14 protein-coding genes and 1 tRNA gene are annotated in these 12,648 nt (G+C 70.2%); 5 read left to right on the top strand and 10 right to left on the bottom strand.

All coding sequences use genetic code 11. From position 1 onward, the window contains the following. Window positions 1–73 precede the first annotated feature (73 nt). Window positions 74–147 (top strand) — tRNA-Ala (locus ACN27C_RS03910). Between the two features lie 70 nt (window positions 148–217). Here ACN27C_RS03910 and ACN27C_RS03905 read toward each other — a convergent pair. From ACN27C_RS03905 to ACN27C_RS03875, 7 genes are all read right to left on the bottom strand, one after another. Then, complete coding sequence (locus ACN27C_RS03905) at window positions 218–913, bottom strand: proteasome protein (RefSeq protein ID WP_120571748.1); 696 nt, start codon at window positions 911–913, stop codon at window positions 218–220. 519 nt (window positions 914–1,432) lie between these two features. Then, complete coding sequence (locus ACN27C_RS03900) at window positions 1,433–1,942, bottom strand: DUF4760 domain-containing protein (RefSeq protein ID WP_147457827.1); 510 nt, start codon at window positions 1,940–1,942, stop codon at window positions 1,433–1,435. 520 nt (window positions 1,943–2,462) lie between these two features. Next, entirely contained in the window at window positions 2,463–2,627 is a 165-nt protein-coding gene (locus ACN27C_RS03895) for a hypothetical protein (protein WP_422750449.1), read from the bottom strand. Window positions 2,628–2,708: 81 nt separating this feature from the next. Continuing rightward, window positions 2,709–3,491 carry a methyltransferase domain-containing protein gene (locus ACN27C_RS03890; protein WP_422750448.1) on the bottom strand — a complete coding sequence of 261 codons (783 nt, stop codon included), beginning with the start codon at window positions 3,489–3,491 and terminating at the stop codon, window positions 2,709–2,711. Between the two features lie 109 nt (window positions 3,492–3,600). Beyond that, the gene (locus tag ACN27C_RS03885) at window positions 3,601–4,080 is read right to left on the bottom strand and encodes an SRPBCC family protein (RefSeq protein ID WP_091415186.1); all 480 of its coding nucleotides are present in this window, start codon (window positions 4,078–4,080) and stop codon (window positions 3,601–3,603) included. Further along, entirely contained in the window at window positions 4,077–4,424 is a 348-nt protein-coding gene (locus tag ACN27C_RS03880; protein WP_013473924.1) for an ArsR/SmtB family transcription factor, read from the bottom strand. Before ACN27C_RS03880 ends, ACN27C_RS03885 begins: the two co-directional genes overlap by 4 nt. 27 nt (window positions 4,425–4,451) lie before the next feature. Beyond that, window positions 4,452–4,730, bottom strand: coding sequence for a hypothetical protein (locus tag ACN27C_RS03875; protein WP_422750447.1), 279 nt, complete (start codon window positions 4,728–4,730; stop codon window positions 4,452–4,454). Between the two features lie 193 nt (window positions 4,731–4,923). Between ACN27C_RS03875 and ACN27C_RS03870 the strand changes: the two genes are divergently transcribed. Next, on the top strand, window positions 4,924–5,682 hold the full coding sequence (locus ACN27C_RS03870) for a hypothetical protein (RefSeq protein WP_422750446.1): 759 nt from the start codon (window positions 4,924–4,926) through the stop codon (window positions 5,680–5,682). Window positions 5,683–5,707: 25 nt separating this feature from the next. Here the strand turns inward: ACN27C_RS03870 and rox are convergent, their stop codons facing one another. Genes rox through ACN27C_RS03855 form a run of 3 tightly spaced genes read right to left on the bottom strand, consistent with a single transcriptional unit; the run spans window position 5,708 to window position 8,319 of the window. Continuing rightward, entirely contained in the window at window positions 5,708–7,135 is a 1,428-nt protein-coding gene (rox, locus tag ACN27C_RS03865) for a rifampin monooxygenase (protein ID WP_422750445.1), read from the bottom strand. 20 nt (window positions 7,136–7,155) lie between these two features. Further along, window positions 7,156–7,329 (bottom strand): hypothetical protein, encoded by a 174-nt coding sequence (locus ACN27C_RS03860; RefSeq protein WP_422750444.1) that lies wholly within the window; start codon window positions 7,327–7,329, stop codon window positions 7,156–7,158. Window positions 7,330–7,380: 51 nt separating this feature from the next. After that, complete coding sequence (locus ACN27C_RS03855; RefSeq protein ID WP_422750443.1) at window positions 7,381–8,319, bottom strand: helix-turn-helix domain-containing protein; 939 nt, start codon at window positions 8,317–8,319, stop codon at window positions 7,381–7,383. A gap of 94 nt (window positions 8,320–8,413) precedes the next feature. On the opposite strand from ACN27C_RS03855, the gene ACN27C_RS03850 reads away from it, so the two are divergent. The 3 genes from ACN27C_RS03850 (at window position 8,414) to ACN27C_RS03840 (ending at window position 12,642) form a co-directional block, all read left to right on the top strand. Next, on the top strand, window positions 8,414–9,424 hold the full coding sequence (locus ACN27C_RS03850) for a saccharopine dehydrogenase family protein (protein ID WP_422750442.1): 1,011 nt from the start codon (window positions 8,414–8,416) through the stop codon (window positions 9,422–9,424). 124 nt (window positions 9,425–9,548) lie between these two features. Further along, on the top strand, window positions 9,549–11,669 hold the full coding sequence (locus ACN27C_RS03845; protein ID WP_120571736.1) for a cellulase family glycosylhydrolase: 2,121 nt from the start codon (window positions 9,549–9,551) through the stop codon (window positions 11,667–11,669). Window positions 11,670–11,778: 109 nt separating this feature from the next. Beyond that, the gene (locus ACN27C_RS03840) at window positions 11,779–12,642 is read left to right on the top strand and encodes an alpha/beta fold hydrolase (RefSeq protein WP_422750441.1); all 864 of its coding nucleotides are present in this window, start codon (window positions 11,779–11,781) and stop codon (window positions 12,640–12,642) included. Window positions 12,643–12,648: the final 6 nt, after the last annotated feature.

Genomic DNA, 12,648 nt, shown 5'->3' with positions numbered 1-12,648 from the left:
GCGCGACCTGTTAGCCTTGTCGCCGGCCCACCCGGTGAAAGCTGGGTGGGACCGACGTCGGTTCGCCGGCGGAGGGGCTGTGGCGCAGACCGGTAGCGCACCTCGTTCGCATCGAGGGGGTCAGGGGTTCAAATCCCCTCAGCTCCACCCAGTTCGAAGGCCGTCTCCCATCGATGGGAGACGGCCTTTTCCGATCTCGAACGGCAGCCGCCGGCGGTCAGTCGAACAGGTCGTCGAGCGCCTTCTGTTCGAGGTCGCGCCAGCGCTCGGCGTCCTTCAGCGCCTTGGCGATCTCCTTCTCGTCGAGGTGGTGCGCGCCCTCCTCGCGGATGCACGCCACGCTGAACGGCCCGCCGACCGACGGCGAGGTCCGCTCCAGCGCTTCCAGCACCCGCACCACGCCCACCACGCCGTACTCGACGGTGCGCGTGGTCATCCGGAAGTGGGACAGCAGCGCGCCGGCCTGCTGGGCCATGGGTGCGCCGGAGCCGATGGCGTGGAAGCCCACGTCCTCGTAGCGGCCGATGAGCCCGTTGGGGTTGATCTCCACGATCCACGGCCCGCCCTGGCTGTAGCCGGCCGCGAGCAGGTACGCCGACACCCCGCCGCCGCTGCCCTCGCCGGGCACGTCCGGAATGTAGTTCTCGTAGTGCTTCTTGAAGACGGGCAGGACGCGCTCCTGCAACTCGTCGCCGATGTCCGGTGCTTCGAGGATGGCGGTGGCCGAGTCCTGGAGAAGGGGGCGCAGGTCGTTGAGGACACCCCGCGCGCCGCTGCCGCCCCAGGCGGCGCAGTCGCCCAGTGGGTGCAGCTTCTGGGCGGGGAAACTCAGACCGCGATCGCTCTCGGTGATCTGGGAGTCCGCGCCGATCACCACCCCGTCTTTGCAGACAACGGCGAGTACGACGGTCATAAGGTCCTCCTGAGCAGGGGTGCGGGGTTGGGCGCGAGGTACCCGACGCCCCGCCTGCCTACACCCCGGCAGGTGTCGGCCCGCTCACTGCCCCGGACGGGAGGCCCTCTCAGCCCGCAGGTGGGGACTCTCGTACGGCAGCTAGGCCAACCACGTACCCACGTGGATGGCGAATCGCGTCGTGTGCCCGCACATTCGCGGCACGAGCATGGCGGCGCGGATGATCGTGTTGCTTGACGTTGTAGTGCTTGCAGAGGGCGGCGAGCGAGGGCAGCCGTTTCTCCAGTTGGAACGGCCATTCTGATCGCGTTGACCGCCGGGGGAGTGGAGCCGACCGCGAGACAACCCGGCTGTGGCGTTGGAATCTGCGCGAGGCGGGCATTCCTAGCTTCTCGTGAGCCGCGCAGCTCGGTGCATAGGGCTCGTCAGCGCCAATGCGGCGAGGGTGGCTCGACCACCACGAATCGTTCTGCGTTCCGCTGGCTGGCCAAAGATGTGAGGCTGTTGGTGGCGCTCCTGTCATCGTCTTCTTCGAAACAATTCACCTGATAGGGCTGAGGCATTCGACGAGCTGATGGTGTCGACCAAATGTTCGAAGGCGTTTAGGAATGAAAGCGGACCGTCGCGCCGCGCCCTCTCGTTCATGACGAACTGCTGAATCGCTGACCAGGTCTTCGGTGCCCTGTAGTGCAACGGCAGTATGGCTAGCCTCTCATCTACGATTCCCAGGGCGACTAGGTATGACACCGTTTGGTAGAAAGTGGCGACCTCTTGGGCATCGTCACGCACGGGCTCCGGAAGGTCGAGGAATGGTAGATCTTTATCCTGCTTCGGCAGCTCAGCCCACAGGTTCTCTTCTCGCCTGAGGAATTCGGCAGTGCGCACCTTCCACAAAAATTCTACCGCCACGGGGAGTTGATTAGCATGCCTAGAAATCCGGATTTGCTGAAGGGCGATTACGGACGAGAGGCACAAAGCTATGAGAGATGCTATGAAGGCAGCCACGTTGAGGGCAGTCGATGTATCCATGTAATACACCTTGCCATCTCCAGCAACGACTTCCAACCCTCAGCGCTGCGAGGGCTGTGTTGTCGACGCACTCGTCTTGAAGGGGGCGGCCGGAACTCCAAGGGAGAGGCCGCGAGCTCCGGTCGCAGCGCATGGGTGCTTGTGTGCCGCACCGGTGCGTGGGCAGGCTCAGGAGGGAGCGCTCTGTTTTAGGCTCTGCTTCGATGTGTGGGCAGCAGTTCCTTCTCGCGCGAGGTCAGTCAGTCCTTTTCAGTAGATGGTTGGTTGACCAGCGCTTCTGCGACGCCCTCGCAGGCGCTGCGTAGCTCCCCGAGCAGACCAGAAGGCACCTAGCCTGCATCGACGAGCCACCGAATCGAATCCTCAGCTCAACCAAGCCCTGAGGCCTTCTCCGCTAGTTGGAGAGGTGGCCTCGATCTTGTGAAGCAGAAAGGGCGGCAGTCCTCAGGAGTCGGTCCACGTGTCACGACCCCTTGTGTCGCCCTCAGTGGCGGACGAGCCGACCTGTGCGCCGAATTCGCTAGGGCGACGGCTCGTGGAAGTAGACGGTGGCCGACCACCAGTCACCGTCGGCAGTAATCTCGTTCTGTACGACGACGTCCTGGACCTCGATGCCCGGCCGCTGTTCGATGCTGTCGGCGATGCGGCGTAGCAACGCCGGGACACTGTCCTGTCCTGGACCCACTGGATTGGCCTGCGAGAAGTGCCTGATGGTCCACGACTCCGGTTCGGGCGGCATGGCGACAGTCTGCCAGTGCCCTCCGTCTCAGGTGACGGTCGCCGCGGTGAGGAAGAACGTGACCGCGTACGTGAACCGGCCCGCGTCGACGGCCTCGTCGAACTGGTCTTCGAACGCGCGGGCCTCGGCGGGTTCGAGTACGCCGCGCTGAGCCGCTGTGGCAGCCCAGCTGCGCAGGCCCAGCACGTTGTCGGCGGCGGCCGGGTTCCGAACCAGCAGCGTCCGGGGCTCGACGGTGACGTCGGCCAGGCCGAGCGTGGCGAGCATGCCGGCGTGCTGGTGGGCCAGAGTGCCGTTGCGGAGGAGGACGTCAGTCCGGAACCGCAACACACGTCGCGCCAGATCCTGGTCGGCGATGTCGAGCACCTGCGTGTCGTAGTCGGGGTCCGCGAGGACGATGCGGCCACCCAGCCGGACGACCCTGACGAGCTCCCCGATCGCGGCGTGGGGATTGGCGAGGTGTTGCACGGTGCGGTCGGACCAGGCGCCGTCGAAGGAGTCGTCGAGGAACGGCAGCCGGTGGGCGTCGGCGACGGCGCATCGCGTCAAGCCGCGCGCCTGCATGGCGGCAGCCATGGTGACGGCGCGGTCCACGGTCACCACGCAGGCGTCGTGTTCGTCTCGGAGTCGGACCGCGCTCGCCCCGGTGCCCGCACCGACCTCGACGTAGCGCCGGCCGGGCACCGGATGGAGCAGTTCGCGGACCCGATGCTGATACGCCTGGTAGAAGGGCTCGTCGGTGAAGCGATCGAGCACGCCGACCCACGAGTCCGGGTCTGACTGCCGGTCGACGTCGGTGAATCCGTGCACGATCTGGAGCCTATTGCGCCGCCGTCGGCTCCTGCGGCAACGGCGTGGGGTGCATCGTGAGGTGGATCAGCCCGTGCTCCTCGTGCACCGTGCGGCCCAGGACTCTGCGCTATCTCGCCTCGGTGAACAGGCCGGCGTAGCGGTTCAGGTACAGCGGCCAGCCCTCATCGTGGCCGACGCCGTCACGAACCGACTCCCAGCCCGGACCGTGCCGGTCCAGGTTGCGGTGCTCCAACTCGACCCGGGTCCGCCCCGGTGTCTCGGCGACGAACCGGACCTCGACCTCGCTGGCGTTCTCCAGATCCTGTTCGAGCTGCCATGCCGGGCTGATGTCCCAGCTGAAGACGAGCCGGTCCGGCGGCTCGAAGACGAGGATCCGGGCCCAGGCGCACTCGCTGCCGTCCTCGGCGCGGTCGTAGATGTGTCCACCGACCTTCGGCTCGAACACCGTCTCCGCGATCGGCGACGACAGCAGGTTGTGCTCCTTCGGCTTGAAGTCGCCGAACCGCTCCGTGAACACCGCGAAGGCGCGCTCGACCGGCGCGTCGACCACGATCTGCCGCCGTACCACCGCATCCGTTCCACTCATGATTCCTCCTCGTCAGGGCGCTCGGCGACGTCCTTGAAGCCGTCCAACGCGCGGCTCCAGTAGGTGTCGAGCTGATCTCGTAGGGCGGCCACGCCGGCGGGATTGAGCCGGTAGACACGCTTCGTGCCCGCCGTGCGGTCCGTCACGAGGCCGGCGTCCTTCAGCACCCGCAGATGCTGCGACACCGCTGGCCGGCTGACCGGCAGCACCGCGGCCAGCTCGCCGACCGCCCGCGGCTGCTCCGCGAGACACGCGATGATCGCCCGCCGCGTCGGGTCGCCCAGGGCGTCCCACCCGTCCTCGGTTCGGTAAGTGCCCACGAACGGTAAGCTACGGCTTACCATCGACCTTCGTCAAGCCTGAGAAGCAGGTCACTGTTGCCACAGGAACGCCGCCGTCGAGCACGGCCGGCAGCGGAATCCGTACCCGCAGCCACCGCCCCCGAAGTTGAAGCCGGTGCGGTGATCGTGGCCCTCCTCAAGCTGGACGACGAACGACATGGGCAGGGCACAGACGGGACAGGTGGGCGTCTGGTCGAACTGAAGCCACGCCGGCAGTCCGCCGAGTTGCCCGAGGACGTCTCGCAGCGGTCGGCCCGACTCACCGCGCCAGCGTTCGCGCGCCTCGCCGTAGCCGTCGGAGTCCCGCATCGGCACGTACGTGACGGCGGACGTCTCGGCCGCCAGGACGGTGTCGCCGGAGGGCACGGCAGGCGGAGCCAGCTCCCCGGAAGGGAAGAGGAACGCGCGATTGCCGCCGGCAGCCGGCCCGCAGCCGGGCGGCCGATTGGAGTCACGCCCGTTGGTAGCCTGACGCGTCCGTACGACAGATGGAGTCTGCCCGGTGCTCAGGATGGTGCTACGGAGGCTGGGCGCGGCGGGCGCGGTCTGCGTGGTGGCCGCGTGCGGACCCTCTACTGCTGATCCAGCGGATCGTTCGGCGGGCGAAGCCGTCCCCTCCACGACCGAGGCGACCGGCACGCGCACCACCCGGAAGCCGTCCGCGATTCCGGCGGCCGGCGGCACCGGCTACTCCGCGTCGTTGTCGGCGCGGCTGGTGACCACGGACGCGCTGCCACCGGGGTTCACTGTGGACATCGCGACGGTCATGGCCCCGGATGCGGGCCGGCAGCGCCCCGGCCCCGAGGTGCCCTGTGCGGACATGATTCCGCTGTTGTCGGCCAACCGGCTGACCGGTACTCCGTCGGCGATGGCCGCTGCCACAGTCAGCTCCGCAGAGGGCCTCGACTACCCGTGGGTGGCGAACGAAGTGCTCAGGACGTACGCCGACGACGGCGCCCGAGGGGCGATGGCGGACCTGCGGACGCTCATCGGCCGGTGCCCTACCGTGGCGTCACCAGGCCAGGACGGAGGCAGCTACCGTTTCGCGGTGGTGCCGGGCCCGCGACTGGGCGACGAGAGCATGCGCATCGACTCCAGCGCGACCTCCGGTTCGACCACGCTCGAATGGGACAGCATCCTCGTCCGGACCGGCACCACCCTGGTGACCGTTCATGAGCAGGGCAACGAGCCCGGCGGCGACGACCACCTCACCCGCCTCGCCGAAGCCGCGCTCCGCAGCTACCAGACGACCGGACCCTGACCGTCCTTCGGCGGTCGGCGGCAGCTCACCGCGTCGCTCCGCCGAACCACCTGGTGAGAGCGTCGTTCAGCGTCCGCTGGTCGTCACCGGTCCAGACCACGTGCCCGTCCGGCCGCAACAGCACCGCCGGCAGGTCCAGCTCGTCGCCGGTGCCGGCGACGAGCCCGACCCGGTCGGCCCAGCCGTCCACCGACAGCTTCCCGGTCCCGTCGAGCAACAACCCACCGCCGGTACGCATCAGCTCGTACAGGCGTCCCTGCGGCAGCGGTACGTCGCGCAGCCGCCGCCCGAGCAGGGCGTGCCCCTCGCCGACGTCGTACCGGACGCCGATCGCCGTGACCTTCTCGATCAGGAAGCGGTTGACCTCGTCGAAGTCCATGAGCTGCGTCAGCACCTCCCGCACGGCCTGCGGTCCGGGCTCGTTCGTGGTGAGCAGCATCTGGGCGCGCGTGTTGGTCAGCACGTCGGCGGCGACCGGCCGCCGCTCGGACTCGTAGGTGTCCAGCAGGCCGTCCGGCGCCCATCCGTTCACGGCCGCCGCCAGCTTCCAGCCCAGGTTGAACGCGTCCTGGATGCCCAGGTTGAGCCCCTGCCCGCCCAGCGGCGGGTGGATGTGCGCGGCGTCGCCGGCCAGGAACACCCGCGCGATCCGGTACCGCTCGGCCAGGCGGGTCGCGTCGCCGAAGCGCGACAGCCAGCGGGGGGAGTGCACGCCGAAGTTGGTGCCCGCGTACGCGGTCAGTTGCCGTTTGAAGTCGTCGAGCGTCGGCGGCACCGAAGTGACGTCGGCCGCCGGTACGACCACCCGGAACACGCCGGGCCTGCCGGACGGCCCGAGCCCGAACCGCTTCTCGGTGCGGCGTACCTCGGTCATGATCGTGGTGATCTCGTCCGGCGAGGCGGTCACCTCCATCTCGCCCAGCAGCGTGTCGACTGTCGACGGCTCGCCGGGGAATCCGACGCCGAGCAGCTTCCGGACGGTGCTGCGCCCGCCGTCGCAGCCGACCGCGAACCGCGCCCGCAACGGCTCCGAGGGCTCGCCGTCGAGGTGGACCGTCACGCCGTCGTCGTCCTGCTCCAGCCCGGTCACCGCACGGCCGCGCCGGATCTCGGCCCCGACCTCGGCGGCGTGGTCGGCGAGCAGCCGGTCGGTGAGCGTCTGCGGGATGCCGAGGACGTACGGGTGTGCGGTGTCCAGGTCGGCGGGCGCGGGCTTGTCGATGCCGGCGAAGAATCCCCGGATCGGATGCTTGCCGCCGTTGTCGAGGAACCGCTCCAGCAGCCCGCGCTGGTCCATCACCTCGATGCTGCGGACGTGCAGGCCGAGTGACCGCACGTACGGCGGCGGCTCGGCGTCCCGCTCCAGCACGAGCACGCCGACGCCCTGAAGGCGCAGCTCGGCGGCCAGCATCATTCCGGTCGGTCCACCGCCGACCACGATCACGTCGAACACATCTTCCCCCGTGTCGAGTGTCAGGCGACCGTCCCCCCGAGCGGCACGACACCACCGGACAGGGAGCGGATGCGTGACACGAGCGCGGCGACGATCGGCCGCTGGTCGAATCGACCATATCCTCCGTGCCGGAACGCGCGGGCCTCTAACTCGCTGCCGCCGGCGCCGTCGTCGGGCACCCGTACCTGGTCCATGGTCTGCTCCGGTGATCGGGTGGCCGACGCTACTACCGCCGGGCAATCGGGTCAGCCGCGGCGGAACGTGCGGCGGTAGGTGTCCGGCGGTACGCCCACGGTGCGCTGGAAGTGCCGGCGCAGTGTCGTCGCCGTACCCATGCCCGACGCCTCGGCGACGGCGTCGATGCTGTCGTCGGTGTTCTCCAGCAGCTCCTGCGCCCGCCGGATGCGCTGCGTCGCCAACCACTGCGAGGGCGTGGCCCCGGTCGCGGCGGTGAAGTGCCGGACCAGGTTGCGGGTGCTCATGGTCGCCTGGCGGGCGAGGTCGGCGACGGTGAGCGGGTGGTCCAGCCGCGCCATCGCCCAGGGGAGCAGCGCGGCGAGCGGGTGGTCCTCGCGGGCCGGGACGGGTGTGGTGACGTACTGGGCCTGGCCGCCCGCGCGGTGCGGCGGCACCACCAGGCGGCGGGCGACGGCGTTGGCGACTGTCGAGCCGTGGTCGCGGCGGATCAGGTGCAGGCACAGGTCGATCGCGGCGGCCTTGCCGGCGGAGGCGAGCACGTCGCCGTTGTCCACGTAGAGCACGTCCGGGTCGACCTGGACGCGCGGGTAGCGGGCGGCGAGCGCGTCGGTGTGCGCCCAGTGGGTGGTGGCGCGCAGCCCGTCGAGGATGCCGGCGGCGGCGAGCACGAACGCGCCGGTGCAGAACGAGACCATCCGGGCGCCCGCCTCGTTGGCGGCGCGGACGGCGTCGACCAGGTCGGGCGGCGGCTCGGCGTCGGTGTCCTCGATCGCCGGGACGATCACCGTGTCGGCGCGGGCCAGGTGGTCCAGCCCGTGGTCGGGCGTGACGGCGAACCGGCCGACGCCGACCGGGCCGGGGCCGCAGACCACGAGGTCGTACCAGGGGTCGGCCAGGCCGGTCGGGTCGCGGACGAAGATCTCGCAGGCCGCCGCCAGCTCGAAGTGCAGCATCCCGTCGGTGGCGGCGAGCGCGATCAGAGTCATGTCCGAAACTGTACGGGCATTGGCGTTTGCGCCACTGTACCGGCCCTCGAATCCCGGCGAGGATCAGTTCAGTCGATCTTCGAGGGAGAGCAACATGCAGGTGGCGGTGTTCGGGGCGTACGGGCACACCGGGCGGTTCGTGGTGGCGGAGCTGCGGGAGCGGGGTTACGAGCCGCTGCCGGTCGGGCGCGACGCGGGCAAGCTGTCGGCCGCGTTCCCGGGGGAGGAGCACCGGGTGGCGTCGGTGGACGACCCGGCCTCGCTGGATCGGGCGCTGGCCGGGGCGGCGGCGGTGGTCAACTGCGCCGGTCCGTTCGCCTCGACCGCGGGTCCGCTGATCGAGGCCGCGGTGCGAGCGGGGATCCCCTACGTCGACGTGGCGGCCGAGATCGAGGCGAACCGGGACACGTTCGCCGACTACGCCGGGCGTGCCGAGGCCGCGGGCGTGGCGGTGGTGCCGGCCATGGCGTTCTTCGGCGGACTCGGCGACCTGCTGGTCACCGCCGCGATGGGGGACTGGACGGCGGCCGACGAGGCGCACGTCGCGTACGGGCTGAGCAGCTGGCACCCGACGGCCGGGACGGTCGCCTCTGGCGTCGTCTCGCGCGAGCGCCGCGACGGCCGGCGGGTCCGCTTCACCGACGGGCGCCTGGTGTACGCCGACGGCGACCTGCCCCGGCTGGACTGGGAGTTCCCGGCGCCGCTCGGTGTCCGGCCGGTGCTCGGCGAGTTCACCATGGCCGACGTGGTGACGGTGCCGAGCCACCTGGACATCCCGGAGGTGTGCATGTACATGACCGTGGACGCGGCAGGGGACCTGGCCGCCGGGGACGCGCCGGCCGCTGTGGACGAGCGTGGCCGGTCCGCGCAGACGTTCACAGTCGACGTGGTGGTGCGGTCGGGTGACGTCCGCCGACGGGTGGTGGCCCACGGGCAGGACATCTACGCGATCAGCGCGCCGCTGGCGGTCGAGGCGGTCCACCGGATCCTGACCGGGCGGACGCGGGCGACCGGTGTCGCCTCGGCCGGCCGGATCTTCGACGCGCCCGATTTCCTGCGCGCACTGTCGGCGCACCTCAGCGTCGAGACGCCGCCGACCGCCTGACGTGCTTCCTGCATCCACGTCTGCCGATTGACAATGTTTAGATTCCAAACTTACTCTCGCGCTGGGCGGGTGCGCGCCCCGCCTTCCCCGTCCACGCGCCCCACCCCACCACGAAGGAACCACCATGTTCCGCTCTCCCCGTACCGCCCGACTGCGGGTCGGCCTGGTCGCCGCGACCGCCGCCACGCTCGTGACCGGCACCGCCGTGATGGCGACGAACGCCCAGGCGGCGGCCGGCTGCCGCGTCACCTACACGACCGCCAGCCAGTGGCCCGGCGGTTTCACCGCGAACGTCGACGTGACCAACCTCGGTGACCCCGTGAACGGCTGGAACCTGCGCTGGACGTTCCCGTCCGGCCAGCGGGTCACCCAGGCGTGGAGCGCCACGGTCACGTCCTCCGGCGCCGACGTCACCGCCACGAACGTCGGCTACAACGGCGCCATCGCCACCAACGGCAGCGTCTCGTTCGGCTTCAACGGCTCCTGGTCCGGCGCGAACACCGCGCCGACAGCGTTCTCGCTCAACGGCGTGGCCTGCACCGGCGGCGTCGGCGGAACCACCCCGCCGCCGACCACCACGCCACCGCCGACCACTCCGCCCCCGACCACCCCGCCGCCCACCACGCCACCGCCCACGACCCCGCCGCCCGCCGGCAACGCGATGGCCGCCGTCGCCGCCATGCAGCCCGGCTGGAACCTCGGCAACTCCTTCGACGCGGTCGGCGCGGACGAAACCGCCTGGGGCAACCCGCGGGTCACCGAGGCACTGCTCGACAACGTCCGGGCGCAGGGCTTCAACAGCATCCGCATCCCGGTGACCTGGAGCAACCACCACGGCGCCGCGCCGAACTACACCATCGACGCGGCCTGGCTCAACCGGGTACGCGAGGTGGTCGGCTGGGCGCTCGCCGACGGCTTCTACGTGGTGCTCAACATCCACCACGACTCGTGGCAGTGGATCAACACGATGCCCACCGACCGCACAGGCGTGCTGAACCGCTACAACGCGCTCTGGACCCAGATCGCCGCCGCGTTCAAGGACTCCTCGCCGAAGCTGACCTTCGAGAGCGTCAACGAGCCGCAGTTCACCGGCAGCTCCGGCGACGCGCAGAACGCCACGCTGCTCAACGAGCTGAACACCTCGTTCCACCGCATCGTCCGCCAGTCCGGCGGGAACAACGCCACCCGGCTGCTCGTCCTGCCGACCCTGCACACCTCCGCCGAGCAGGCCCGGGTGGACGAACTGGTCAGCACGTTCAACACGCTCAACGACCCGAACCTGATCGCCACCGTGCACTTCTACGGGTACTGGCCGTTCAGCGTGAACGTCGCCGGGGGCACCCGGTTCGACGCGACGGTCCAGCAGGATCTGACCGACCAGTTCGACCGCGTCTACAACGCCTTCGTCACCCGCAACATCCCGGTGATCATCGGCGAGTACGGGCTGCTCGGCTTCGACCGCCACACCGGCACCATCGAGCAGGGCGAGAAGCTCAAGTTCTTCGAGTTCCTCGGCCACTACGCGCGCAGCCGCAAGCTGACCACCCAGCTCTGGGACAACGGCCAGCACTTCGACCGGACGTCCTTCGTCTGGAAGGACCCCGAGCTGTTCGCACAGATCAAGTCGAGCTGGACCACCCGCTCCGGCACCGCGTCCAGCGACCAGGTGTACGTGCCGCGGACCGGCTCGATCACCGCCAAGAGCCTGACGCTCAACCTGAACGGCACCACGTTCCAGGGGCTGCGCCAGGGCACCACCGACCTGGTCAACGGCACCGACTACACCGTCTCCGGCACCACCCTGACGCTCACCGCGTCGGCGCTGACCCGGCTCGTCGGCTCCCGCGCGTACGGGGTGAACGCCAACCTCCAGGCCCGCTTCTCCGCGGGCGTGCCGTGGCGGATCAGCATCATCTCGTACGACCCGCCGGTGCTCTCCAACGCGACCGGCACCACCGCCGCGTTCACGCTCCCGGCGCAGTTCCGCGGCGACCAGCTCGCCACGATGGAGGCGAAGTACGCCGACGGCAGCAACGCCGGCCCGCACAACTGGACCTCGTACAAGGAGTTCGACGTGACGTTCGCGCCGAACTACACCGGCAACACGATCGCGCTGAAGCCGGAGTTCTTCGCCGAGGTCAACGACGGCCAGCGGGTGACGCTCACGTTCCACTTCTGGAGCGGCACGAAGCTGACCTACTACGTGACCAAGTCCGGCAGCACCGTCACCGGCACGGTGAGCTGACCGCGACGGCACGGCTCGCGGCGGTGGGCGCCGACACCGCCGCGAGCCGCGCCGGCACACGTTTCCGCAGGACCGATGATTTTCCCGGCCGGCACCGGTCGACAGAGGCATGAAGACGCTCACTCTGCAGACGCCCGAGGTCGACCTCGTCTACGACGTCCACGCCCCCACGGCGGCCGAGGGCGGGCACCGCCCCCTGTTCATGATCGGCCAGCCCATGTGCGCCGACGGCTTCACCACGCTCGCGTCGTACTTCCCGGACCGCACCGTCATCACGTACGACCCGCGCGGGCTCGGCCGGAGCGTCCGCAAGGACGGCCGGAACGACTCGCTGCCCGAGGTGCAGGCCCGGGACGTACGCGACATCGTCGACGCCCTCGGCGTGGGCCCGATCGACATGTTCGCCAGCAGCGGCGGCGCGGTGACCGCGCTCGCCCTGGTGGCCGCGTACCCGGACGTGGTGACCACGCTGGTGGCGCACGAGCCGCCGCTGACCACGCTGCTCCCCGACGCCGAGGCGGCCGGCCGGGCCATGGCCGCCTGCCAGGAGGCGTACCGGAAGAACGGCTGGGGCGCCGGCATGGCGGCGTTCATCGGCCTGACGTCGTGGCGGGGCGAGTTCACCGACGACTACTTCGCCCAGCCCGCGCCGGACCCCGCCGCGTTCGGGATGCCGGCCGAGGACGACGGCAGCCGGGACGACCCGCTGCTCTCCGACCGGTCCGCGGCGGTCACCGTGTACCGGCCGGACGCCGACGCGCTGCGCGCCGCACCGACCCGCGTGGTGATCGCCGTGGGCGAGGAGTCGGCGGACACGCTCACCGCGCGGACGTCGGTGGCCACCGCCGAGCTGCTCGGCGGGCAGCCAGCCGTCTTCCCGAGCCACCACGGCGGGTTCCTCGGCGAGGAGATGGGCCAGGCCGGGCAGCCGGAGGCGTTCGCGCGCCGGCTGCGGGAGATCCTCGACGCCTGATCGGGC

Origin of the sequence: Micromonospora sp. WMMD1219 (assembly GCF_049315215.1) — a bacterium.
Classification (GTDB): Bacteria; Actinomycetota; Actinomycetes; order Mycobacteriales; family Micromonosporaceae; genus Micromonospora; species Micromonospora tulbaghiae.
Note: the sequence above shows the minus strand (reverse complement) of the source record. Positions and strands in the feature narration are given on the sequence as shown.